Consider the following 24745-nt stretch of genomic DNA (forward strand, 5'->3'; position numbering starts at 1 on the left):
CATCCACATGAAGGAGACCTCAGTGACCAGCAGCCAGACCGACAACGTCCTCTACACCGCGCAGACCCACACCACCGGCGGGCGGCAGGGTGAGTCTTACAGCTCCGACGGCAACCTCGACATCCAGCTGACCCCGCCGGGCGGCAACGGCGCCGGCACCAACCCCGAGCAGTTGTTCGCGGCCGGATGGTCGGCATGCTTCCTGAGTGCCATGGGCCTGACCGCGGGCAAGCACAACGTGAAGCTGCCCGCCGAGACCGCGGTGGACGCGGAGGTAGACCTGCTCAACACCGATGGGGCATTCTCACTGCGGGCCCGGCTCAACGTCACCATCCCGGGTGTCGACCGGGAGACCGCCCAGGCGATCGCCGATGACGCGCACCAGGTCTGCCCGTATTCGAAGGCGACCCGCGGCAACATCGACGTCACCATCAGCGTCGCCTGACACGTTGTGCCCGGCCGGGATTACTCCTTCATGTCCAGCACCGGCGTCGGCCGCTGGAAACCACGGGTAACCCCGGCCAGCCACACGAAACCCACTGCCAGCCAGCACAATCCGACGATAAGCGTAGTGCCGGACAAGCTCGTCCACAGCCACACGGTCAGCAGGAAACCGATCAGTGGCAGCACGAGCTTGCTGAACACCTGCAGGCCGTCGCGTTCTTGCCGGTCGACGAAGTAGTGCCTGATGACCGACAGGTTGACCACCGAGAATGCCACCAGCGCACCAAAACTGATCAGCGAGGCCAGCGTGGCCAGGGAGATGACGGTCGCCAGTAGCGATACGACCGACACCGCCAGGATCGCGTACACCGGGGTGGCGAACCGCGGCGAGACGAAACCAAAGACCGGGCGCGGCAGGATGCCATCGCGTCCCATCGCGTACAGGATCCGGGCCACCGAAGCCTGCGACGTGATGGCGGATCCGAGCGCACCGGCGACGTAAGCCGCGGTGAAGAAAGTCTGCAGGAACTGCCCGCCCGCGGTGAGCATCAGATCCAGCGATCCGGACTCGACATCGGCGAACTGGTTGGAGGGGAACACCAGCTGCCCGAGATAAGACAGCACGACGAAGATCACACCCGACACCAGCGTCGCGATCATGATCGCCTGCGGCACAGATCGCCTGGGCTCCTTGGCCTCCTCGGACAACGTGGACACCGCATCGAATCCCAGGAACGACAAGCACAGGATCGCCGCGCCCGCCAACACCGGGCTGAATCCGGTCGTGGTCCCGTCGCCGTGGAGCGGAGCCATCAGATCGAGCGTGCCCAGGCTCAGCACCTTGGAGGTGGCCAGCACCAGGAACGTCACGATGAAGATCGCCTGCACCGCGATGATGACGAAGTTCGCCCTGGCCACCGACACGATGCCGACGATGTTGAGCACCGTCACGATCGCGATGGACAGCACGACGAACACCCAGGACGGGATCGCGGGCAGCGCGGCGTGCAGATAGATCCCGATCACCAGGTAGTTGATCATCGGCAGGAACAGGTAATCCAGCAGGAGCGACCATCCGGCGAGGAACCCGACCGGGGCGCCGAACGTCTTCTGCGTGTAGGTGTATGCCGAGCCGGCGACCGGGTAGGCGACCGCCATCATGGCGTATGACCGTGCGGTGAACACCATGGCCGCCAGCGTCACCAGATAGGCGACCGACAACCTGCCGCCGGTGGTCTGGGTGACGATGCCGTAGGTGGTGAACACCGTGAGCGGCACCATGTAGACCAGACCGAACAGCACCAACGACGGCAGGCCCAGAGCACGGCGCAGCCGCCCCTCGGTCACCTCAGCCACATCGGACATGCCAGTTCCTCTCATTACTCGGCCGAATAGACCTGCGTGCCCTGCAGATAGGTGGCGCGCACCTTCAGCGCCGGAAGCTCGGATGGTGGGAGGTACCTCGGATCGCGGTCCAACCACACCAGATCAGCACTCGAACCGGGAACAATGCGGCCCCAATTCTCTTCCGCGAAAGCCTGATACGCCACGGCAGTGGTGTAGGACGTCAGCGCGTGCTCGATCGGAAGGACCTCTTCCGGGGTCCAGCCACCCGCCGGCTCGCCCTCGGACGTACACCGCGAGACCGCGACAGAGATACCGTCCAGCGGCGCACCCGAGGACACCGGCCAATCCGATCCGAACGCCAGCGCCGCACCCGAACTCTCCAGCGTGCGCATCCGGTACTGCCGATCCGCCCGTTCGGCCCCAAGCCGGGGAATCGTGAGCACTGTCATCAGGGCATCCATCTGCGCCCACAGCGGCTGCATGTTCGGGATGACACCGAGCTCGGCGAACCGGCCCAGATCGGCGTCGTCCACCAGCTGGGCGTGCGCGATCACAGGTCGGCGGTCCCGCGGACCGTTCTGCCGCGCAACGTATTCGATGGCATCGAGGGCCTGGCGCACTGCGGCATCGCCGATCGCGTGGATGTGGATCTGCAGACCCAGATCGTCGACCTTCTTGGCCGCCTCGGCCAGAGCGTTGCCCTCCCACAACTGCATGCCGTGCGAGTGCAGACCCGAGCAGTAGGGCTCCAGCAGCGCACCGGTCTCGTTCTCCACCACGCCGTCGGCGAAGAACTTCACGGTCTGCGCGGTCAGCAGCGGTGAACCCGCGGCCTGAACCCGGTCCCTGGCCGCGGCGTATTGCGTGACCTGGGCGTCGAAGTGGCGCGGGTCGGCGTAGAAGGCCAGGTTGAACCGCATCCGCAGGGTGCCCTGCCGGACGGCCGCGAGGTAGGTGTCCAGCTCAGCCGGCTCGACCCACGCGTCCTGAACCCACGTCACGCCGCGCGCCAGGTAATAGTCGGCGGCCGTGCCCAGCGCCGCGACCCGGACGGTCTCGTCAAGGGCCGGCATGACGGCGGTGATCAGGTCGGTGGCACCCCATTCACGCAATGTGCCCAGCGGGGAGCCGTCCTCACGGCGCGGAATCTCACCGAGTACCGGCTCGGGACTGTCCGCAGTGATGCCGGCACGCTGCAGCGCAACCGAATTGACCCAGAAGGTGTGGTAATCCCAGGCGCGCAACACCACGGGGCGGTCCGGGACCGCCGCGTCGAGCCATCGCGCGTCGAACAATCCACCGGGGGCAAGGCTGCCGTCGTAAGATGCGCCGACGATCCACTCCTGATCGGGGTTCGCCTCCGCGAACTCCTTTACTGCCGACACAATTTCGTCGATCGACTGGCAGGGCCGGACCGCGGGGCCCGCCGACTCCAAACCGCCGAACAGTGGATGTGCATGGCCGTCACCGAACGACGGCATCAGGAAGCCGCCCTCCAGGTCGATCTTCTGATCGGCCGCCGACGCCATCGCGTCGTCACCCACGGCCTGCACCACCCCGTCGACGACGAGCAGCGCATCGGTGGTCGTCGCGGGAGTCCAGACCGTACCGCCGTGGAAGAGGGTCGCAGCCTTGTCCGGCACGGAGAACGAAGTCACAAATTGGTCCTATTTCTCGGGCAGAGACACCGCGGTCCCGCGGAGCACCTTGGTGAGTTCATCGAGGTCGGGCAGCACCGCACGGCAGCGGTGCGCGGGCGGCCGCGGTGAACGTGGTCATGTCACTCCTAAAGCGAATAGAATTCGTTTATTCTGTGACCCAGACCACCCTTTGTAAAGCGGTGGGAGGAAATCAAGGGGGGACAGTTTATGGGGCGTCCATCGATACCGATCCTGTCAACGGACCGGATCGCCAGCGCGGCAATGGATCTCGTCAGCACGACGGGTGGATTCACCATCCCCGAACTGGCCCGCAAGCTCAAGGTCAGCCCGTCATCGCTGTACAACCACGTGTCCGGGCGCGAGCAGATCGTCGAACTGCTCCGAGAACGGGCGATGTCGGAAGTCGAGTTACCCGACATCGACGCCGACCGGCCGTGGGCCGACATCCTGGCCGACATCATGCGCTCGTACCGCAGCAGCTTCGCCCGCTATCCGCGACTGATTCCCCTGCTCACCGCCCATGCCGTCAACAGCAGCCAGGCCCTCACGATGTACAACGCACTGGCCGTCACCCTGACCCGCGCCGGGTTCAGCCCCACCGACACGCTGCGGACCATCACCCTGGTCGACAACTACGTGCTGGGCTCGGCCCTCGACCTCACCGCCCCGGACAAACCGTGGGAATCCGGGGACCCGGTCGGACCCGAGTTGACCGCCGCACTGGCCACCGGCGCGCCCAGGCCGGCACGCGCCGACGACGCGTTCGAGTACGGACTAGCGGTGCTGCTGCGCGGGCTGGTCTAGGCCTGAACCAGCCCACGCTGTGAATCGCGACTACCCGCAGCGGTTACGGAAATCGGTCGCCGGTTGCCGGAGGCCTTGCAGTTCGGCCCGAATCTGCGGCTTGTCCTCGAGGTACACCTGCACCGAATCTTCCATCTGGTCGGTCGACTGCCCCTTGAGGCTGGTGAAGAAGTCATTGACGTCGGGATGGGTGAACAGGTAAGCCGAGGTGGCCGCGCGGACCCCGGCCATCACCCCGGCCAGGTCGGCAGCCGTGCAGTTCGGCTCGTCCGCGGCAGCGATAGGCGCACCAACAGCCAAGAGCGACAGGCTGATTGCGCCGGTGGCGATCACACGAGTGAACATCGTGGCTCCTAAATCGACTCGGATAACTGGGCTAAGGCTCACGGACGCCCCGGCCGCCAGCCGCCGCCGCCACCACCGCCGTTGTCGGGCGGGCGGGGGTCGATGTTGATTTCTAAGCCCCCGCCGGCGCAGTACCAGTCGTTGGCACAGTAATACGGGTAGTAGGGACCCGCCTTCGGCGGCGTCGGCCCTCCGCCACGGACGTTGCCCTGTGCACACACCGTCGAACCGCCGGCATCGACGCAGTCCGCCGCGGCTGGGGGTGCGACGGCGATGGCGATCGGTACCGTCAAACCGGCCAATCCGAGTATCGCTGGACGCCACATGCTCCGCATGACCACTCCTCAGTAGGTCCCCGTAAGCCGAGAATAAATCCCGAGGACGTCCTATATGCGGGATCGACAATAACGGGTTCCCTGCCAGAGCGCACATCATTCGTAACCGGTTGCGCTCGCACAGATTGCAAGGCTCCCTGCCGGATTCGGCCGTACCTACCCTGACGCGCGTGAACGAAGACTGGCTCGCCGTGATCGTCGGCCTCACCTTACTTGCCCTCGTGCTCGTCGGCGCCATCCCCGGCAGCGTGATCCCATGACCAGCACCGAGGAACGCTCGCAACAGCACTCGCCGAAGATCGGCTACGCCGTAGCCGGGGTGCTGGTGGTCATCGCACTGGGTGCGGCGACCCGGTTCCTGGAGACCCAGGTTCCGCACTGGGCCGCCGGAACTCCCTTGGCCAAGGTCGCCAAATCGATCGAATTCCCGGTCTACGCAATCGCTCTCGGGTTGATCGGCAACGCGATCCTGGCCAAGTTCGCGCTCCGCGACGTCCTGTCCCAGGGATTTCGCACCGAGTTCTTCATCAAGACCGGCCTGGTCCTACTGGGAGCATCGATCAATCTCAAGGTGCTGGCCACCGCCGCGGGACCGGCGATCATCCAAGCCCTGCTGCTGATTTCGATCGTCTTCGGGTTCACGTGGTGGCTGGGCGGGCGACTCGGTCTCGATGACAAGCTTCGGGCACTGCTCGCGTCGGCGGTCTCCATCTGCGGGGTGAGCGCGGCCATCGCGGCCGCAGGCGCGGTACAGGCCCGAAAAGAGCAACTGGCATACGCCGCGTCGCTCGTCATCGTGTTCGCGCTCCCCTCGATCTTCCTGCTGCCCTGGCTTGCCGACGTGTTCGGACTGTCCGACGCGGTCGCCGGAGCCTGGATCGGCGGCAACATCGACACCACCGCGGCCGTGGCCGCGGCAGGCACGATCGCCGGCGAGCAGGCCCTGCAGATCGCCACGATCGTCAAGACCACCCAGAACGCGCTGATCGGCATCGTTGCCATCGCCCTCACCGCCTACTTCGCCCTGAAGATCGAACGCCAGTCCGACACCCCCGACCCGGCGGTGGCCCGCCCGTCGCTGCGCGAATTCTGGGACCGCTTCCCCAAATTCGTGCTCGGATTCATCGCCGCCTCGGTCATCGGCACGCTCTACCTGCAGTTCGTATCCGACGGCAAAACGGCCATCGCAACGGTCAACGACCTGCGGACCTGGTTCCTGATCTTCGCTTTCGTGGCGATCGGATTGGAATTCTCACTCCGCGGCCTCAAAGAGGCCGGCTGGCGGCCCGTCGTGCTGTTCGCGGCGGCCACCGTGGTCAACATCGTGGTGGCACTCGGGTTGGCCTCCCTCCTGTTCGGCGGTTTGTTCGGCAGCTTCGGCACGGGGTAACCGTTACCCTGGCTAAGTGCCGACAACCTGGTCACGACGAGGGTTTTTCGCGGTCACCGCCGCGATGGCCCTCGTCGCCGCATGTAGCACGCAAAAGCCCGGCGAGGTCAAGAAAGACGGTTCGGTGACCGTCCGCCACCTCTTCGGGGACACCAACATCCCTGGACCACCGCAACGGGTGGTCAGCGCGGGATTCACCGAACAGGACGACCTGCTGGCCCTCGGCGTGGTCCCGGTCGCGACGACCGAATGGTTCGGGGGCGAGCCGTACGCGGTGTGGCCCTGGGCGCAACCGAAGCTCGGGGGCGCCCAGCCCACCGTGCTCGGCCTGAACGACGGCATCCAGGTCGACGAGATCGCGGCGCTCAAACCGGACCTGATCGTGGCCACCAACGCCGGGCTCGACGCCGACACCTACGCCAAACTCTCCGAGATCGCCCCGACCATCGCACAGTCTGGACCCGACGCGTTCTTCGAACCGTGGCGCGACCAGGCCACCCTCATCGGCCAGTCGCTGTTTCAGAACGATGCGATGACGGCCCTGATCGCCGGCGTGGACGACAAGTTCAAGGCGGTGGCCACCGACAATCCGCGATTCGCCGGCAAGAAGGCCATGCTGCTCGGCGGCACGCTGTTCCGCGACGGTGTGCAGACCCAGACGGGATGGCGCACCGAATTTCTCACCCAGATGGGCTTCGTCGTGCCCCCGACGCCCGAACTGATCCCGCGCTCGGACTTCGCCTCGGTCCTCGACGCCGCCGACGTGCTGATCTGGACCACCGAGAGCGATGAGGAGCGCGACGCCCTACTGGCCGACCCGACGATCGCCGAACTCAAGGCGACCACCCGCAAACGGCACGTTTTCACCTCCAAAGACCTGGCAGGCGCCATCGCATTCGCCTCACCGCTGTCCTATCCCATGGTGGCCGATCAACTGCCGGCCCTGATCAACCGGGCGCTGACCTGACAAGATGACCGGGTGACAAGCACCCAGGAACACTCCGAGCACCGCGGTACCGCCATCGTCGGCTCGGCCTACTATCCGGTGCTCGTCGCGGTGTTCACAGCCCTGGTGATCATCTCCAACGTGACCGCCACCAAGGGCGTCGCCTTCGGGCCGGTCATCGGCAACTGGTCGATCATCACCGACGGCGGTTTCATCGTCTTCCCGCTCACCTACGTGATCGGCGACGTGCTCTCCGAGGTGTACGGATTCAAGGCCGCACGCCGCGCCATCTTCCTCGGATTCTCGATGAATGCTCTTGCCGCACTGGCATTCTGGATCACCATCTATCTTCCCGCGGCGGACTTCTACACCAATCAGGAGCATTTCGAGAACATCGTCCACGCCTACACCCAGTTGATCGTGGCGGGCCTGGCGGGGTTCATCGTCGGGCAGACCATCAACGCCTGGGTCGTGGTCGCCATCAAGGAACGGACCAAGGAGAAGCACCTGTGGGCCCGCCTGGTCGGATCCACCTTCGCCGGCCAGCTCGGCGACACCCTGGTTTTCTGCGGCATCGCAGCCAGTGCGATCGGCATCAGCACCTTCGGCGACTTCGTCACCTATACGGCGCTGGGCTGGGTCTACAAGACCGCGGTCGAGGTGGTCATGCTGCCGATCACCTACCGCGTGATCGCCACCATCAAGCGCCGCGAGCCCACATATCAGGCCGCCGTTTGAGGCTTCGATAAGGCACCTCTGGCAAGGTTCATAGAGCCGGAGCTTTCTTAGCTACCGACGGGTAGCTTCAGGTCATGAGTGTGACATCAGAGGTGATGGACGCGGGACCGAGCCTGAACCCAGGCACCGCCCGCGACTATGGCGATCAGGCTCTGCTGCTCGAGTTCGACAGCACTGCCGATGTTTTGGCGTGGACCGCCACGCTCACCGCGGCCCAACTGCTCGGTGTGCTCGATATCGTGCCTGCGTCACGCACGATCTTGATCAAGCTGGCCGATCCCCGCTATCAGGCACCCACGCGACAGCGGGTGAGCAAGTTGCAGCTCCAACCCGGCGCGGCACCTGTCCGCCCGGCCGGCCAGGTGGACGTGACCATCGATGTGACCTACGACGGCGCCGACCTGCACGAGGTCGCGACACTGACCGGGCTCACCCCGGCACAGGTGATCGCGGCGCACACCGGCACCCCGTGGCAGGTCGGATTCATGGGCTTCGCTCCCGGATTCGCCTACCTGGTCGGTGGCGACGAGCGGCTGCAGGTGCCGCGCCTGGCCGAACCCCGCACCAGCGTTCCGGCCGGCGCGGTGGCACTGGCCGGCGAGTTCAGCGGTATCTACCCACGGCAGTCGCCCGGCGGCTGGCAGTTGATCGGGCGCACCGACGCGGTGTTGTTCGACGTGCATCGGGACCAACCGGCACTGCTCACCCCTGGTACGTGGGTGCAGTTCCGGGCCATCGGCTAGTCGACGAGGAGCAGACCCATGACCACAACACTGGAAGTGCTACGCACCGGACCGCTGGCCCTGGTCGAGGATCTCGGCCGTCCCGGAATGGCTCACCTCGGCGTCACCCGCTCGGGTGCCGCCGACCGTCGGTCCCACACACTGGCCAACCGCCTGGTGGCCAATCCGGGCGAGCACGCCACCATCGAGGTGATGTTCGGCGGATTCTCCGCCCGGGTAATCGGCGGTGATGTGTCCATCGCGGTCACCGGCGCCGACACGGATCCGGCCGTCAATGGAATCCCGTTCGGCACCAACAGCATTCACCACGTGCACGACGGCGAGGTGATCTCGCTGGGCGCTCCGCACGCAGGAATGCGCAGCTACCTGGCGGTGCGCGGCGGCATCGCCGTCGAGCCGGTCCTGGGTTCGCGGAGCTACGACGTGATGTCGGCGATCGGCCCGGCACCGCTGCGGCCCGGCGACATCCTGCCGGTCGGTGAGCACACCTCCGACCTGCCCGAGACGGACCAGGCCCCGGTCGCCTCGATCTCCGACGATGTACTGGAACTCAACGTGGTGCCCGGCCCGCGCGACGACTGGTTCGTCGACCCCGACGTGCTGATCCGCACCAACTGGCTGGTGACCACCCACAGCGACCGGGTCGGCATGCGTCTGGTCGGCATGCCGCTGGACTACCGCTGGCCGGACCGCCAACTTCCCAGCGAAGGCGCCACCCGCGGGGCAATTCAGATACCGCCCAACGGTTTTCCGGTGATCCTCGGACCGGACCACCCGGTCACGGGCGGCTACCCGGTGATCGGCGTGGTGACCGACGAGGACATCGACAAGCTGGGCCAGGTCCGCCCCGGACAGACGGTGCGACTCCACTGGTCGCACCCCCGCCGGCCGTTCGAGGGCTAGTCGAAAGCAACGTAGAGACACCGGCGCGCAGCGCTGGTAGAACAAGGGTGTGCCTTTCCAGGATGTCAGCTCGCCCGTCCGAGGCGGGATCCTGCACACCGCACGTCTGGTCCACACCTCCGATCTCGATCACGAGACTCGCGAGGGCGCCCGGCGCATGGTCATCGAGGCGTTCGCGGGCGACTTCACCGACGCCGACTGGGAGCACTCGCTCGGCGGCATGCACGCGTTCGTTTGCCATCACGGTGCACTGATCGCGCACGCCGCCGTGGTGCAGCGGCGCCTGATCTACCGCGACACAGCGCTGCGCTGCGGCTACGTGGAAGCCGTGGCGGTGCGCGAGGATTGGCGCGGACAGGGCCTGGCCACCGCCGTCATGGACGGGGTCGAGCAGGTCCTCCGCGGCGCATACCAACTCGGCGCCCTCAGCTCGTCGGAGATCGCCAGGGATATCTACATCGCCCGCGGATGGGTGCCCTGGCAGGGCCCGACCTCGGTGCTGCGGCCCGCCGGTGTGACGCGCACGCCTGAGGACGACCGCTCGCTGTTCGTGTTGCCGGTCGACCTGCCCGCCGGCATGGAACTCGACACCACCGCGGAGATCACCTGCGACTGGCGCGACGGGGACGTCTGGTAACCACCAGAAAAGCACAGGCTCACATCATCGCCGTCCCGCGGGTGAGCGGAATTTCACGGCCGGGTCACTGTGGGGAGCGCCTCCGCAATAATCGCTTCCTACTTTTGCGCCATGCCCACTCTGCTGAAGTCGAATCGCATCACCAACTGGGATCCCGAGGACACGCTGGCCTGGGAAGCCGGGAACAAGTACATCGCGCGGCGGAATCTGATCTGGTCGGTGTTCGCCGAGCACGTCGGCTTCTCGATCTGGTCCATCTGGTCGGTGATGGTCCTGTTCATGCCCGAAGCCGTGTACGGCTTCTCGGCCGGAGACAAGTTCCTGCTGGGCGCCACCGCCACCCTGGTCGGCGGCTGCCTGCGCATCCCCTACACGCTGGCCACCGCCACCTTCGGCGGCCGTAACTGGACGGTGTTCTCGGCGTTCGTCCTGCTGATCCCCACCGTCGGAACCATGGTGCTGCTGGCCAATCCGGGCCTGCCGCTGTGGCCCTACCTGCTGTGCGCGGCCCTGGCCGGTTTCGGCGGCGGCAACTTCGCCTCCTCGATGACCAACATCAATGCGTTCTTCCCGCAGCGGCTCAAAGGCTGGGCGCTCGGGCTCAACGCGGGCGGCGGCAACATCGGCGTGCCGATGATCCAGTTGGTCGGCCTGCTGGTGATCGCCACCGCGGGCAACCGCGCCCCGTACTGGGTGTGCGCCGTCTACCTGGTTGCGCTGGCCGTGGCCGGCATCGGCGCGGCGCTCTACATGGACAACCTAGACCAGCACAAGATCGACCTGGGCGCGATGAAAGCCATTCTGGCAGAACGTGATACCTGGGTGATCTCGCTGCTCTACATCGGCACCTTCGGATCCTTCATCGGCTTCGCCTTCGCCTTCGGCCAGGTGCTGCAGATCAACTTCGCCGCAGGCGGCCAGACCGCAGCACAGGCCTCGCTGCACGCCGCGCAGATCGCCTTCATCGGCCCGCTGCTCGGCTCCCTGTCCCGGGTGTACGGCGGCAAGCTGGCCGACCGCATCGGCGGCGGCCGGGTGACCCTGGCGGTGTTCGGCGGCATGATCCTGGCGGCCGGAATGCTGGTCGCGATCAGCATGCTCGACGATCACACCGCCGGTGCGGCCAACAGCCTGATGATGATCGGCTACGTCGTCGGCTTCGTCGCCCTGTTCCTGCTCAGCGGTCTGGGCAACGGCTCGGTCTACAAGATGATCCCGTCGATCTTCGAGGCCCGCAGCCACTCCCTGCAGGTCAGTGAAGAGGAGCGGCAGCGGTGGTCCCTGTCGATGTCGGGCTCGCTGATCGGATTCGCCGGCGCCATCGGCGCGCTGGGCGGCGTGGGCATCAACCTGGCCCTTCGCCAGTCCTACCTGTCCAGCGGGTCAGCGACCGCGGCGTTTCTGATCTTCCTGGCGTTCTATGTGTTGGCCTCGGCGTGCACCTGGTTCCGCTACGTCCGGCGTCCGGCAGAGACGGCCGTCACAACGGCCCCCGCAGACCGACACGCCTCGGCAATGGCCGGGTAATCACTTGGAAACACGAGGTGCCTTCACTGGATCCATGAACGAGCCCGACTGGGCACCGCTCACAGGTTTTCGTGTGGCGGTGACCTCCGCCGGCGTGCCGACGAGCTGAGCGCGCTGCTGACCAGGCGTGGCGCGACGGTGACCAGCGCGGCCGCCATCACGATGGTTCCTTTGCCCGACGACGACGAGCTGCGCGCGCACACCGCGTCGCTGATCGACGTGCCGCCGGACATCGTGGTGGCGACCACCGGGATCGGCTTCCGCGGCTGGTTCGCCGCAGCCGACGGCTGGGGCCTGGCCGCCGAGCTCACCGACGCACTGAGCAACGCCCGCATCGTCTCCCGTGGCCCGAAAGCCACGGGAGCGTTGCGGGCCGCTGGCCTGCCCGAGGAGTGGTCTCCGGAATCGGAATCCTCCCGGGAGGTGTTGCGCTACCTCATCGACAAGGGGGTCGAGGGGCAGCGCATCGCCGTGCAGCTGCACGGGGCCACCGACGAGTGGGACCCGTTCCCCGAGTTTCTCGACGAGTTGCGTGCCGGCGGCGCCGAGGTGGTGCCGATCCGGGTCTACCGCTGGCACCCCGCGCCACGGGACGGCGACTTCGATCAGATGGTCACCTGTATCGCCGAACGCCGTTTCGACGCAGTCAGTTTCACCTCGGCGATGGCGGTGGCCTCGGTGCTGATGCGCGCCACCGAGATGGACATCGCCGACCGGGTGCTGGCAGCGCTGCGCACCGACGTCCACGCCATGTGCGTCGGCCCGGTCACCGCGCGGCCCCTGGTCCGGCTCGGGGTGCCGACCTCCGCGCCGGAACGGATGCGGTTGGGCGCCTTGGCCCGTCATATCACCGACGAACTGCCACTGCTGCAGGCGCGGACCGTCCGGGTCGCCGGGCACACGCTCGAGATCCGGGGCACCTGCGTTCTGGTCGACGGCACAGTCAAATCGCTGTCCCCGGCCGGGATGGCGACCATCCGCGCACTGGCGAACCGTCCAGGTGCGGTGGTGTCGCGATTCGATCTGCTCAGCGCCCTACCGGGCACCGGCACCGACACCCACGCGGTGGAGACCGCGGTACTGAGACTTCGTACTGCCTTGGGGGACAAGAACATCGTGTCGACAGTCGTCAAGCGGGGTTACCGGCTGGCCGTCGACGACACCGAAATGGTGCGGGCGCAATGAGCCTGGTCCTGGTCGCCCACGGAACCCGCAAGCCCGGCGGTGTCGCGATGATCGGCGATCTCGCCGCGCGAGTGTCCGACATGCTGGGCCGGCCCGTGCACGTCTCTTTCGTCGACGTGGTCGGCCCGACGCCGAGCGAAGTTCTCGCATCGCTACCGATGGACTGCCCGGCGGTGGTGGTGCCCGCGTTCCTGGCTGCCGGGTATCACGTCCGGGTCGACGTACCCGACCACGTGGCGGCCAGTGCGCACCCGGCCGTCACCGTCACCCAGCCGCTGGGGCCCTGCCAGGGAACCGTCCGGGTTCTCGCCGATCGGCTCATCGAATCAGGATGGCGGCCAGGCGATTCGGTGGTTCTCGCAGCAGCCGGCACCTCCGACAGAAGTGCCCAGTCCGACCTGCGGCGCACCGCCGCACTGCTGTCAGCCGTGACCGGCGACCGCGTAGAACTGGCCTTCGCCGCCACCGGGGCGCCGAGCGTTGCCGAAGCCGTCGCCACGCAACGCAGCCGCGGCCATCGCCGCATAGCTGTGGCGTCCTACCTGCTCGCCGACGGGCTGTTCCAGGACCGGCTGCGTGAATCCGGCGCCGACCTCGTGAGCGAACCACTCGGCACCCATCCCGGCATGGTCCGGCTGATTGCGAACCGCTTCCGGCGCGCCGGGGTACTGAGCCTGCCTGCCGCGGCGTGAGCGGATCGACTGTGCGATGAGCGGCCCGGCCGTCCCCGCCAGCAGGAGTGCCCCACCGGCACCCGCAACCGCGAAGAACGCCGTGCGCCGTTCGCCGACCATCGCCGAACATTGCTCGACGTAGTCACTGGCCATGAATCCCGGTCCGGCGAGCGTGTGCTGGTCCAGGTTGAGCCGGTCCTGTTGGGCGGCGACGCTGTAATCCGGTCGCGCTCCGTTACCGCACGGGATGGGTTGACCGGCGCGATCCACGGCGTTCAAGGCCAGGGGCATCAACGTTGCCCCGAGTGCGCCCAGCATCGCTGCCGCCCCCACCAGATTCACTACCGAACGCGCAAACATGCCTTGTCAGCCCCTCAGACGCCGCTTACTTGAGAGGGAGTCTAAACACACCCAGCGAACTATTCTAGTTAGCCAGAGAGATGCGTACCACAGCTTTGGCGACATTCGAGACCATGCAAATCTGGCAAATTTTTCCGCGAAACCGGCCCTGTCCAGGTATTTGCCTGAGTAACGAGCCTCCGACCGTTTGCCGGTGGATCTCGGCGTCAGATCCGGGTCGAAAACTCAGCTATCGTTATCGCGATCATCGGGCGATTCGGCGGGAGCAGAAGCAAAGGTGCAGGTGACAACACCGGCGGGCGCAAGCCGTCGAGACGACGCGCACGGCAGTGCGACCCGGTGACCGGGTCCCGGCCGAACGTCTGCGTCAGCACCTGCTCAATGCACTGGAACGCACGTCCCGGCCGATGACCACTGCCCAGCTACGTGACGACATGCACCAGCACTTCCGTGCACCGGTGGTAATCGAGTCCGTGTACCGCAATCTGACGGTGCTCGAGCGCCGCGGCGCCGTGCAGCGCCGCAAGCTCCAGGGACGCGACGCCCACTGGAGCCGGGCCACCGATCAGGCTGAGATCTGAACGAACCCGTCCGGGGTGATGCGGGTCCGGTAGACCGGGACCGACACCGTGTCATCGTCGAGGCAACTACCGTCGTCGAGCGCGAAGGCCTGCTTCTTGATCGGCGACTGCACGGTCGCCCGGCCGGCACGATCCCCCACGATGCCGCGAGAGAGCACCGCAGCACCCGAGAACGGGTCGATGTTGCCCAGCGCGTGCAGCGAACCGTCGTCGAGGCGGAACAGAGCCGCCTGCGCGCCGCCGGGCAGCAGTACCGCGACGCCGCGGCACGGCATCAGGAAGTCATAGCGGCAGGCGGTCGTCCATTCCCCGGGCGTCGCGGCGTGAACGTCTTGGTGATCGTCGAGCAGTGTCATTTCGCCTCCTGGAATCCGCGGACCTTTGGCATCCCGATGTCTGTCGCCCCCGGCACCTTGCGGCCCCCGCGCTCGGTGAACGTGATGGTCGGGTCGTCCACGTCGGGTGCATTGACGAACGACACGAAACGCGACAGCTTCTCCGGGTCCTCCAGCACGCCCTTCCACTCACACGCGTAGCCCGCGACGTGGCGCTCCATGGCCGCCTCGAATTCGGCTGCCAGACCGAGGGAGTCGTTGCACACGACATCACGCAAGTGGTCGAGTCCTGATTTGCCCCCCGGGGAATCCATCGCCTCCAGCCATGGCGCGGTGCGCTGCAGGCGGTCGGCGGTGCGGATGTAGAACATCAGGAACCGGTCGATGTAGCGGACCAGTGTCTCGTCGTCGAGATCACCGGCCAGCAACTGGGCGTGCCGGGGCGACATGCCGCCGTTACCGCACACGTAGAGGTTCCAGCCCTGTTCGGTGGCGATGACGCCGACGTCCTTGCTCTGCGCCTCGGCGCATTCCCGTGCGCATCCCGAGACCGCCATCTTGATCTTGTGCGGTGAGCGCAGGCCCCGGTACCGCTTCTCGATCTCGACGGCCATGTTCACCGAATCCTGTTGGCCGTAACGGCACCACGTGCTGCCGACGCAGCTCTTCACGGTGCGCAGCGACTTGCCGTAGGCGTGCCCGGATTCCATGCCACCCTCGACCAGGCGGGCCCAGATCTGCGGCAACTGGTCCACCCGAGCGCCGAACATGTCGATCCGCTGGCCACCGGTGATCTTGGTGTACAGGTCGAAATCCCTTGCGATCTCGCCGATCAGGATCAACTGCTCAGGGGTGATCTCTCCACCGGGCGACCGCGGCACCACCGAGTAGCTGCCGTTCTTCTGGATGTTGGCCAGGAAGTGGTCGTTGGAGTCCTGGAGCGAGGCCTGCTCACCGTCGAGCACGTGATCGGAGCTGGTGGATGCCAGGATCGACGCGACCGTGGGTTTGCAGATGTCGCAACCCTTTCCGGTCCCGAACTTCTCGATCAGGCCCGAGAAGGTACGGATCTCGGTGGCGCTGATGATTTCGAAGAGTTCGGCCCGCGACTGGCCGAAGTGCTCGCACAACGCCTTGGACTGCTCGACACCTTCGGCTTCCAGCAGCTGCTTGAGCAGCGGCACGCAGGAACCGCACGACGTGCCGGCCAGCGTGCACTTCTTCAGGCTGGGCACATCGTCACAGCCGCCGCAGATGGCTTCCTTCAGATCGCCCTTGGTGACGTTGTTGCACGAGCAGATCTGCGCGATGTCGGGCAGTGCGGCCACGCCCAGCGTCGGTGCATCGCCGTCCCCCACCGGCGCGATCAATGCCAGCGGGTCTCCGGGAAGCTCGCTGGCGACCATGGGCCGCAGCACCCCGTAGGCCGATGCGTCACCGACCAGGATGCCGCCGAGCAGCGTCTTGGCGTCATCGGAGAGAACCAGCTTGGCGTACGTCTGCTTGACGGGGTCGTTGACCACGACCTCCAGGCAGTTCGGCGTATTCCCCTTCGCATCACCGAAACTCGCGACGTCGACACCGAGCAGCTTGAGTTTGGTCGACATATCGGCGCCGGGGAATTCGGCCTCACCACCGAGCAGGCGGTCGGCAACGATCTCGGCGGTGGTGTAACCCGGTGCGACCAGGCCGTAGCAGCGGCCCTCGATGGCGGCCACCTCGCCGATCGCATAGATGCTTGGATCGCTTGTGACACATGTCAGGTCGGTGAGGACACCACCCCGCTGCGCCATGTCGAGGCCAGCGGCACGGGCCAACTCGTCGCGCGGGCGCACACCAGCGGCGAAGACGACCAGGCCGGCGTCGATCGTGGTGCCGTCGTTGAGCGCTATCCGCATCGAGTCGTCGACGTCGGACTTGCGCAGCGGCTTGTGCCTCTGCACCGGCTGAATACTGTCGGTACCGACCGCCGTGTGCACCTCGATCCCCAGGCCCCGCATCATCCGGTTGAGCAGTGTGCCGCCGGCTTCGTCGAGCTGGGCCGACATCAGGTGCGGCGACATCTCCAGGACATGCGTCCGTAAGCCGAACTGCCGCAACGCGTTGGCCGCTTCCAGGCCCAGCAGACCGCCGCCGATCACCACGCCGACCGGCGACTTCGAGTCCAGCGCGGTCTTCGCGCTGGCGCGGATCGCGTCCAGGTCATCCAGCGTGCGATAGACGTGCACGCCCGGCAGGTCGCGCCCCGGGACCGGCGGCACGAAGGCGTACGACCCGGTGGCCATCACCAGCGCGTCGTAGTAGAAGCTCTCGCCGGTGGAGGTGCGCACCGTGCGGGCCTCGCGGTCGATCTCGGCGACCGCACATCCCAGGCGCAGATCGACCCGATCGTCACCTGCATAGTCATTGCCCGGGAGCGCCAGCCGGGAGCGGTCCCAGTGCTCGGTGTAACCGGTCAGGCCGACCCGGTCATAGGCGGCGTCAGCTTCCTCGGACAGCACGGTGATCCGCCATGCTCCTGCGGCGTCACGCGACCGCAGCGCCTCGACGAAGCGGTGGCCCACCATGCCGTGTCCGACGACCACGACGTTCTGTGTTGACGACATATGGCGAGGTTAGAAACCCGAAGTTGCCGAAATGTCGCCCTGTGTGAAGCGCCCGTCACGGTGTGCTCACGGTCCACGAGCCGCACATGTGAGATTGGGCGGCCGTGAGGTCCAGCTAACCCGACTGCCGGGCCAGAGCCTCCCCGATGACCCGCGCGGCCTCGGGGAAGCGCTGCGGATCCGGCCCGCAGTAGTTGAGACGCAGGTACGGCCCGGACGGCTCGGCAGGAAACCATTCGTTGCCCGCCGCCACCAGCACCGAGTCGGCCTCACACTCGCGGACCAGCCGTGGCAGGTTCGTCGCATCGGGCAGTCGCAGCCACAAGTGCAGCCCACCACGGGGCACATGCTCCAACTGTGCGCCCGGCGCATGCTCGGCCAAGGCGGTGATCAGCAGGTCACGCCGGGCCTGCAGCTGCTGACGCAGGTCGCGCAGGTGAGTTCGCCAGGCCGGCTGGGTGACCACGTCGAGGGCCGCGGCCTGTAACAACCCACTGACATACATCGACTCCGCACCGCGGTCGGCCAGAATCCGGTCGCGCGCCGGCCCCCGGGCGACCATCGCGGCCACCCTGATCGAGGGCGAGACGCTCTTGGTCAGCGACCTCAGATAAATGACGTGTCCGGCGTCGTCGGAGGCCACCACCGGCCTGGAGGTGGTCTCGATGCCGAAATCGTGTGCCCAGTCGTCCTCGACCAGGAAGGCACCGTGGCTGCGTACCACCTCCAGAATCTGACTCGAGAGTTCTGGATCCCATTGGGCACCGGTCGGGTTGGCGTAATTCGGTTGCGCGTAGAACACCCGGGCACCGGTCTCGGCGAAGGCTCGCGAAAGCTCCTCGGGCTCAGGACCTTTCGGGCCACTGGGCACCGGTACCAACCGCACACCGGACTGGGCCGCGGCCAGGATGGCGCCCCAGTAGCTCGGCGACTCGATCAACATCGGCTGCCCGAACCCGACCAGAGCACGGAAGATCGAGCTCAGACCGCTCTGGCTGCCGGGCAGCACGATCACCTCGCGGGCCGTCGGCGCGGTCACACCCGCACCGAACGCCTCCGCCAGTTCCTGGGCGAACCAGGCCTGCAGGTCGGGCCGGCCGGGTGCGGGTGCCGGGCTGCAGCGCGGCGTCCCCGCGGGCAGCACGCGCGAATGCCGTACGGACCAGCCGCTGGGGAAGCAGTTCGCGGACGGGATAACCCGAGTGCAGGGCGATCACGTCGGGCGCGACACTGCGCAGCGGCGTCGACAGCGCGGGGATGCGCGCCTGCGGGGACCGCAGCGCCGCGGTCTGCCAGCCGTAGTCGGGCAGCCGCGCGCTGCGCACCGCTCGCACGAACGTCCCGACCCCCGGCCGGCTCTCCACCAGCCCCAGGCTGCGCAGCGTCCGCATGGCCTTGGCGACCGTCACCGGACTGGCCGCGTAGTCCGCCACCAGGGTCCGGTTGGACGGTAGCTGCGCGCCCGGTGACGCCGTGGCGATCCACTTTCGCAGGCCGGACACGATCCGCTCAGTGCTATCGTTATCCATGTTGATACAGAGTAGCGCTACTCGGAATAGTTCGTCAGCGCTATCCCACCCGGGATTGTGGTGGGGCCTGCTGGGCGTGACGGCGTTCTCGTTCACCATCGTGTTCACCAAGGTGGCCACCGGTGGACTGTCCCCGCTGTTCATCGGCGCCGGACGGGCCGTCGTCGCCGCGGCCATCGCGATGGCCGCTCTCGCATTGACCCGGCAGGCCCTTCCCTCCACCCGGCAGTGGGCCCGGCTGGCCGTGGTGGCTGCCGGTGTCGTGGCGGGATTCCCGCTACTGACCTCCTATGCACTCACAGTCGTTCCCGCCAGCCACGGCGCCATAGTGATCGCCTTGCTACCGGCCGCCACAGCGGTGTGCGCGGTGCTCCGCGGCCACGAGCGTCCGCCCGCCGCGTTCTGGGCGATGGCGGCCGCCGGGGCGCTGGCCGCAGTCGTGTTCGCGATGGTCCACGGCGCCGGATTCGGCCATCTGAGCTGGCCGGACCTGTTGCTGTTCGGCGCGGTACTGGCGGCGGCGATCGGATACGCCGAGGGCGGGTTGCTCGCCCGGGAGCTGGGCGCCTGGCAGACGGTGTCGTGGGCCCTGGTCGTGGCGGCGCCGGTGATGCTGGCCTTGACGGTGCTGGCGTTCGTCCAGCAGCCGCCGAATGCGACGCCGGTGCAGTGGGCCGCGTTCGGCTATCTGGCAGTGGCCAGCATGTATCTGGGCTTCTTCGCCTGGTACCGCGGCCTGGCCATCGGACCGATGACCCAGGTGAGCCAGGTCCAGTTGATCCAGCCGGTGATGACCATCGGCTGGGCGGCACTGTTGCTGCACGAGCGCCTGACCTGGTCGACGGCGCTCGGCGGCGCGGTGGTCATCGGGTGCGCGGCCCTGGCCGTCCGCATCCGCCTCCGGTAGGTCGCTACGCCGAAAGCCGGTGGAAACCATGGGCTTCCACCGGCTTTCGGGTTGGTCAGAGATTTACCGGATAGTCCGAGCTGTAGACGTCACCGCGAATACGTCCCGGTGCCGGTGGACCCTCGACCACCACCCAGGCCTGTGTGGCGTCCTGCGCCAGCGGCCCGGCGACCGTGACGGTCGCCGTCCCACTGGCGTCGGTGTGCAGCACCGCCCCGGACACCCCGGGATCTCCGGCGTTGCACGTCGCGTGCGACGGCCGTGGCAGCTGGATGAGCCGGACCTGGTAATCGGTGTCGGCCCGGGCCGACTGCAGCGACACCTCGGCTCCTACGTGTGAGCCATCGGCGCCGATGCTGGCCCGGCCGGAGCCGGTACCCGAGCCCATACCGCCGAGAAACAACGCCTTCGTGAAATCGCACCCCCGGATGGAATTCGACAACGGCACCATCGTCGTCGCCCCAGCCGGCGCTGCGCCGATCACACCGAACACCACCCCACCGGTCGCCACCAGTGTCACCACACTTCTCATGCGCCAACCCATCGCCGCATCCCGCCCGCTCGAGGTATCAGTGCGCAATTATTGGCACAGATCGCACGTCGAGAAGCGGTAGTTGGCGCAAATTGCCGACGGCTAGCGCCAGCGCCCCAGCACTTCCTTGGCCCGCGCACTCAACACGCCCTGCAGGAACGGACCGAAGGTGATGCGCCCGACGCCGAGGTCCGTCAGCGCAGCCAGATCGGCGGCATCGGGCGGAACGGTCACGCTGACCGGCAGGGCAACCTCAGAGACGAAGCGCCCCAACCCTTCCGGGTCGGCCAACCCGGCCGGGAACAACGAATCGGCACCCGCCGCGGCCGCCTCCGACAACCGGGCGATCGCCCGGTCTACGCGATCAGCGGCGTCGCCGTCCTTGCGCAGGAACAGGTCGGTGCGCGCGTTGATCACCACGTGCACGCCCGCGGCGTCCGCGGCGGCGCGCAGCTGCCCGACCAACTCGGCGTGCTCAGCCGAACTGCGCAGCCGCTTGCCCTCCTTGTGCACGGTGTCCTCGATGTTCAAACCGACCGCCCCGACGTCTAGCAGCCCCTCGATCAACCGCTCGGGCCGCTCGCCGTAACCGGACTCGATGTCCACCGAAACCGGCACATCGACCGCGTCGGTGATTTGCCGTACCCGGGTCAGCAGATCGTCGAACGACATCACCTCGCCGTCAGCCTTGCCGATCGAATCCGCCAGCGGATGACTGCCCACGGTGAGTGCGGAAAAGCCCTCGCCGACCGCGAGCCGGGCCGACCAGGCATCCCACACCGTGGGCAACACAACGGGGTTGCCGGGTTGGTGCAGCGCCAGCAGTGCCGCCGCCCGCTCCTGCAACATGGTCTCGCTCATAGAACCTCCAGGTGCTCAGATGTCCTGCTCAGATGCGCTTCTGCCAGGCGCGACGCCGGCGAAACCAACACTACGACCAGGGTTCCGACAGCCCGTCACCACCGGCCCGGGACGACCCTTCCGACGTGATGCGCATCACGTCGCGATCGTGATGTGGCTAGCATTGGTTGTCGTACTGTGAGCCCTGACACCTTCAGCCCGAGGAGGTCACTTGTCCACCACCACCGAGTTCTCTGAACTGCACAACCTGATCGGCGACATGCGTCGCTGTGTCACCACGTTGGCGTCGAAGTACGGGGATTCCCCTGCCATGCGCCGCGTGGTCAATGACGCCGAGCGGATCCTCAACGACATCGAGCGGTTGGACATCGACGCCGAAGAGTTGGAGATGCGTCACGGCGTGACACGCCAAAAACAGGCCCGCGAGAAAATCGGCATCCCCGACACCCAATACGGAAGCGAGTTCTGGCAGGACGTCGCCGACGAGGGTCTCGGCGGATATCGCTGAGCTCACGGGCGTTTGACGCCCGACGAAACAACTGAACCTCAGAAAGGGAACCGTGAGCGCACCCACCGCTGACCGTCGCGCGACCGGGGTCTTCTCGCCCACACGAGCGGAGATCCCCCAACGCACCCTACGGACCGACCGGTGGTGGCAAGCACCACTATTGACCAATCTGGGGCTCGCGGCGTTCGTCATCTATGCGACGGTCCGGGCGTTCTGGGGAAGCGCGTACTGGGTAGAGGACTACCACTACCTGACGCCCTTCTATTCACCGTGCGTCAGCACGGCGTGCGCGCCCGGATCGAGCCACTTCGGCCAATGGGTCGGCGAGCTGCCGTGGTTCATCCCGATGGCGTTCATCTCACTGCCGTTCCTGTTGGCCTTCCGGCTGACGTGTTACTACTACCGCAAGGCGTACTACCGGTCGGTGTGGCAGTCACCGACCGCCTGCGCGGTGGCCGAACCGCACGCGAAATACACTGGCGAGACCAAGCTTCCGCTGATCATGCAAAACCTGCACCGGTACTTCTTCTACGCCGCGGTGCTCATCTCACTGGTCAACACCTACGACGCCGTCATGGCGTTCCATTCGCCGTCCGGCTTCGGGTTCGGCCTGGGCAACATCGTCTTGACGGGCAACGTCATCCTGCTGTGGGTCTACACGGTGTCGTGCCACTCGTGCCGGCACGTTACCGGCGGCCGGCTCAAGCACTTCTCCAAACACCCTGTGCGCTACTGGATGTGGACACAGGTGAGCAAGCTCAACACCCGCCACATGCTCTTCGCCTGGATCACGCTGGGCACCCTGGTACTCACCGACTTCTACGTCATGTTGGTGGCCAGCGGCACCATCTCGGATCTCAGGTTCATCGGCTGAGCCGGCCAGCTGAATTCATTGGCCGACAAGTACATACACGCGAAAGGGCGAGTGGGGATTTTCATGGGTGAGCTGGAACGGCACTCCTACGACGTTGTCGTGATCGGTGCCGGCGGAGCGGGTCTGCGCGCGGTGATCGAGGCACGCGAACGCGGTCTGCGGGTGGCGGTGGTGACCAAGTCGTTGTTCGGCAAGGCCCACACCGTGATGGCCGAGGGCGGCTGCGCGGCAGCCATGCGCAACGTCAACACCAAGGACTCCTGGCAGGTGCACTTCGGTGACACCATGCGCGGCGGCAAGTTCCTCAACAACTGGCGGATGGCCGAACTGCACGCGCAGGAAGCCCCTGACCGGGTGTGGGAGCTGGAAACCTATGGCGCGCTGTTCGACCGGACCAAGGACGGCCGGATCAGCCAGCGCAACTTCGGCGGACACACCTATCCGCGGTTGGCCCACGTCGGTGACCGTACCGGCCTGGAGATCATCCGCACGCTGCAGCAGAAGATCGTCTCGCTGCAGCAGGAGGACAAGAAGGAACTCGGCGATTACGAGGCCCGGATCAAGGTCTTCCACGAATGCTCCATAACCGACCTGATCAAAGATGACGGCCGGATCGCCGGAGCCTTCGGCTACTACCGCGAGACCGGCAACTTCGTGCTGTTCGAAGCGCCCGCGATCGTGCTGGCCACCGGCGGTATCGGCAAGTCGTTCAAGGTCTCGTCGAACTCGTGGGAGTACACCGGCGACGGCCACGCCCTGGCACTGCGCGCCGGGTCGGGCCTGATCAACATGGAGTTCATCCAGTTCCACCCGACCGGCATGGTCTGGCCGCTGTCGGTCAAGGGCATCCTGGTCACCGAGGGTGTCCGCGGTGACGGCGGGGTGCTCAAGAACTCCGAGGGCAAGCGGTTCATGTTCGACTACATCCCCTCGGTGTTCAAGGGCCAGTACGCCGAGACCGAGGAGGAAGCCGACCAGTGGCTCAAGGACAACGACTCGGCACGACGCACCCCTGACCTGCTCCCCCGCGACGAGGTGGCCCGGGCCATCAACTCCGAGGTGAAGGCGGGGCGCGGCTCACCACACGGCGGCGTGTACCTCGACATCGCCTCCCGCATGCCGACCGAGGAGATCAAGCGCCGGCTGCCGTCGATGTACCACCAGTTCATGGAGCTGGCCGAGGTCGACATCACCAAGGATGAGATGGAAGTGGGGCCGACCTGTCACTACGTGATGGGCGGAATCGAGGTGGACCCCGACACCGGTGGCGCCACCACGCCCGGCCTGTTCGCGGCGGGCGAGTGCTCGGGCGGCATGCACGGCTCCAACCGCCTTGGCGGAAACTCACTTTCGGATCTGCTGGTGTTCGGCCGGCGCGCCGGTCTCGGTGCGGCCGACTACGTGGCGACGCTGCCGGAGCGGCCCAGGGTTTCAGAGGCCGCGATCATCGAGGCCACCGAGCTGGCGTTGTCTCCGTTCGAGTCTCACGCGAATCCCGAGAACCCGTACACGCTGCACGCCGAACTCCAGCAGTGCATGAACGACCTGGTCGGCATCATCCGCAAGGCCGAAGAGATCGAGGAAGCTCTGGCCAAGCTCGCCGAGCTCCGCACCCGCGTGCACAACGTGCACGTCGAGGGCGGTCGCGTCTTCAACCCGGGCTGGCACCTGGCCATCGACATGCGCAACATGCTGCTGGTCAGCGAGTGCGTCGCCAAGGCCGCGCTGGCGCGGACCGAGAGCCGCGGCGGGCACACCCGCGACGACTATCCGGACATGGACGCCAACTGGCGCAACACCCTGCTGGTCTGTCGTGCAGCCGGCGACGATCAGGTGGTGCCGGACGTGACGGTGACACCCGAGTCGCAGCTGCCGATGAGGGAGGACCTGCTTGCCACGTTCGAGCTGTCCGAACTCGAAAAGTATTACACCGCACAAGAACTGGCCGAACACCCCGATCGGAAGGGCTGAGC

At 66.6% G+C, this 24745-nt stretch carries 23 protein-coding genes and 2 pseudogenes; 16 read left to right on the forward strand and 9 right to left on the reverse strand.

Going from position 1 to position 24745, the window contains the following annotated elements; genetic code table 11:
• Positions 1-7 precede the first annotated feature (7 nt).
• Positions 8-445 (forward strand): organic hydroperoxide resistance protein, encoded by a 438-nt coding sequence (locus ACNQVK_RS35450; protein WP_418033522.1) that lies wholly within the window; start codon positions 8-10, stop codon positions 443-445.
• A 20-nt stretch (positions 446-465) separates the two neighbouring features.
• On the opposite strand, the gene ACNQVK_RS35455 is transcribed toward ACNQVK_RS35450, so the two are convergent.
• On the reverse strand, positions 466-1809 hold the full coding sequence (locus tag ACNQVK_RS35455) for an APC family permease (RefSeq protein WP_418033523.1): 1344 nt from the start codon (positions 1807-1809) through the stop codon (positions 466-468).
• Between the two features lie 14 nt (positions 1810-1823).
• Positions 1824-3434, reverse strand: a complete 1611-nt coding sequence (locus ACNQVK_RS35460) for an amidohydrolase (protein ID WP_418034536.1) — start codon at positions 3432-3434, stop codon at positions 1824-1826.
• Positions 3435-3659: 225 nt separating this feature from the next.
• On the opposite strand from ACNQVK_RS35460, the gene ACNQVK_RS35465 reads away from it, so the two are divergent.
• Positions 3660-4256, forward strand: coding sequence for a TetR/AcrR family transcriptional regulator C-terminal domain-containing protein (locus tag ACNQVK_RS35465; protein WP_418033524.1), 597 nt, complete (start codon positions 3660-3662; stop codon positions 4254-4256).
• 30 nt (positions 4257-4286) lie between these two features.
• On the opposite strand, the gene ACNQVK_RS35470 is transcribed toward ACNQVK_RS35465, so the two are convergent.
• The gene (locus ACNQVK_RS35470) at positions 4287-4601 is read right to left on the reverse strand and encodes a heme-binding protein (RefSeq protein WP_418033525.1); all 315 of its coding nucleotides are present in this window, start codon (positions 4599-4601) and stop codon (positions 4287-4289) included.
• 38 nt (positions 4602-4639) lie between these two features.
• On the reverse strand, positions 4640-4927 hold the full coding sequence (locus ACNQVK_RS35475) for a hypothetical protein (RefSeq protein WP_418034538.1): 288 nt from the start codon (positions 4925-4927) through the stop codon (positions 4640-4642).
• A 265-nt stretch (positions 4928-5192) separates the two neighbouring features.
• On the opposite strand from ACNQVK_RS35475, the gene ACNQVK_RS35480 reads away from it, so the two are divergent.
• The 10 genes and pseudogenes from ACNQVK_RS35480 (at position 5193) to ACNQVK_RS35525 (ending at position 14620) form a co-directional block, all read left to right on the forward strand.
• Positions 5193-6326 carry a YeiH family protein gene (locus ACNQVK_RS35480; RefSeq protein WP_418033526.1) on the forward strand — a complete coding sequence of 378 codons (1134 nt, stop codon included), beginning with the start codon at positions 5193-5195 and terminating at the stop codon, positions 6324-6326.
• 16 nt (positions 6327-6342) lie between these two features.
• Positions 6343-7293 (forward strand): ABC transporter substrate-binding protein, encoded by a 951-nt coding sequence (locus ACNQVK_RS35485; RefSeq protein WP_418033527.1) that lies wholly within the window; start codon positions 6343-6345, stop codon positions 7291-7293.
• 12 nt (positions 7294-7305) lie between these two features.
• Complete coding sequence (locus tag ACNQVK_RS35490; protein ID WP_044514793.1) at positions 7306-8010, forward strand: queuosine precursor transporter; 705 nt, start codon at positions 7306-7308, stop codon at positions 8008-8010.
• Between the two features lie 74 nt (positions 8011-8084).
• Positions 8085-8753 carry a 5-oxoprolinase subunit B family protein gene (locus ACNQVK_RS35495; RefSeq protein WP_418033528.1) on the forward strand — a complete coding sequence of 223 codons (669 nt, stop codon included), beginning with the start codon at positions 8085-8087 and terminating at the stop codon, positions 8751-8753.
• 18 nt (positions 8754-8771) lie between these two features.
• Positions 8772-9656, forward strand: a complete 885-nt coding sequence (locus ACNQVK_RS35500) for a 5-oxoprolinase/urea amidolyase family protein (protein ID WP_418033529.1) — start codon at positions 8772-8774, stop codon at positions 9654-9656.
• Positions 9657-9705: 49 nt separating this feature from the next.
• Positions 9706-10293 (forward strand): aminoglycoside N-acetyltransferase AAC(2')-Ib, encoded by a 588-nt coding sequence (gene aac(2')-Ib / locus ACNQVK_RS35505; protein ID WP_418033530.1) that lies wholly within the window; start codon positions 9706-9708, stop codon positions 10291-10293.
• A 111-nt stretch (positions 10294-10404) separates the two neighbouring features.
• Complete coding sequence (locus ACNQVK_RS35510; protein ID WP_418033531.1) at positions 10405-11820, forward strand: nitrate/nitrite transporter; 1416 nt, start codon at positions 10405-10407, stop codon at positions 11818-11820.
• A gap of 34 nt (positions 11821-11854) precedes the next feature.
• Positions 11855-13005, forward strand: a pseudogene (locus ACNQVK_RS35515) (uroporphyrinogen-III synthase).
• Entirely contained in the window at positions 13002-13697 is a 696-nt protein-coding gene (locus tag ACNQVK_RS35520) for a sirohydrochlorin chelatase (protein ID WP_418033532.1), read from the forward strand. Before ACNQVK_RS35515 ends, ACNQVK_RS35520 begins: the two are co-directional and overlap by 4 nt.
• A gap of 671 nt (positions 13698-14368) precedes the next feature.
• Positions 14369-14620, forward strand: a complete 252-nt coding sequence (locus tag ACNQVK_RS35525) for a transcriptional repressor (RefSeq protein ID WP_418033533.1) — start codon at positions 14369-14371, stop codon at positions 14618-14620.
• Here ACNQVK_RS35525 and nirD read toward each other — a convergent pair.
• The 3 genes and pseudogenes from nirD to ACNQVK_RS35540 all read right to left on the reverse strand — a co-directional run bounded on the left by nirD (position 14605) and on the right by ACNQVK_RS35540 (position 19090).
• Positions 14605-14976 (reverse strand): nitrite reductase small subunit NirD, encoded by a 372-nt coding sequence (nirD, locus tag ACNQVK_RS35530; RefSeq protein WP_418033534.1) that lies wholly within the window; start codon positions 14974-14976, stop codon positions 14605-14607. The two genes, ACNQVK_RS35525 and nirD, sit on opposite strands and share 16 nt — an antisense overlap.
• Complete coding sequence (gene nirB, locus ACNQVK_RS35535; protein ID WP_418033535.1) at positions 14973-17561, reverse strand: nitrite reductase large subunit NirB; 2589 nt, start codon at positions 17559-17561, stop codon at positions 14973-14975. Before nirB ends, nirD begins: the two co-directional genes overlap by 4 nt.
• Before the next feature lie 115 nt (positions 17562-17676).
• Positions 17677-19090, reverse strand: a pseudogene (locus ACNQVK_RS35540) (PLP-dependent aminotransferase family protein).
• On the opposite strand from ACNQVK_RS35540, the gene ACNQVK_RS35545 reads away from it, so the two are divergent.
• A complete protein-coding gene (locus ACNQVK_RS35545) occupies positions 19089-19997 on the forward strand; it encodes a DMT family transporter (RefSeq protein ID WP_418033536.1) in 909 nt (302 codons plus the stop codon). The pseudogene ACNQVK_RS35540 and the gene ACNQVK_RS35545 sit on opposite strands and share 2 nt — an antisense overlap.
• Before the next feature lie 55 nt (positions 19998-20052).
• On the opposite strand, the gene ACNQVK_RS35550 is transcribed toward ACNQVK_RS35545, so the two are convergent.
• Entirely contained in the window at positions 20053-20529 is a 477-nt protein-coding gene (locus ACNQVK_RS35550) for a hypothetical protein (protein WP_418033537.1), read from the reverse strand.
• A gap of 102 nt (positions 20530-20631) precedes the next feature.
• Complete coding sequence (locus ACNQVK_RS35555; protein ID WP_418033538.1) at positions 20632-21390, reverse strand: isocitrate lyase/PEP mutase family protein; 759 nt, start codon at positions 21388-21390, stop codon at positions 20632-20634.
• Between the two features lie 211 nt (positions 21391-21601).
• Between ACNQVK_RS35555 and ACNQVK_RS35560 the strand changes: the two genes are divergently transcribed.
• The 3 genes from ACNQVK_RS35560 (at position 21602) to ACNQVK_RS35570 (ending at position 24743) form a co-directional block, all read left to right on the forward strand.
• Entirely contained in the window at positions 21602-21898 is a 297-nt protein-coding gene (locus ACNQVK_RS35560) for a hypothetical protein (protein ID WP_044514772.1), read from the forward strand.
• Positions 21899-21950: 52 nt separating this feature from the next.
• Positions 21951-22772, forward strand: coding sequence for a hypothetical protein (locus tag ACNQVK_RS35565; RefSeq protein WP_044514771.1), 822 nt, complete (start codon positions 21951-21953; stop codon positions 22770-22772).
• 63 nt (positions 22773-22835) lie between these two features.
• Positions 22836-24743 (forward strand): fumarate reductase/succinate dehydrogenase flavoprotein subunit, encoded by a 1908-nt coding sequence (locus tag ACNQVK_RS35570; RefSeq protein ID WP_418033539.1) that lies wholly within the window; start codon positions 22836-22838, stop codon positions 24741-24743.
• The last annotated feature ends 2 nt before the right edge of the window (positions 24744-24745 follow it).

It is taken from the genome of Mycobacterium sp. 134 (assembly GCF_048282715.1).
Taxonomy (GTDB): domain Bacteria; phylum Actinomycetota; class Actinomycetes; order Mycobacteriales; family Mycobacteriaceae; genus Mycobacterium; species Mycobacterium septicum.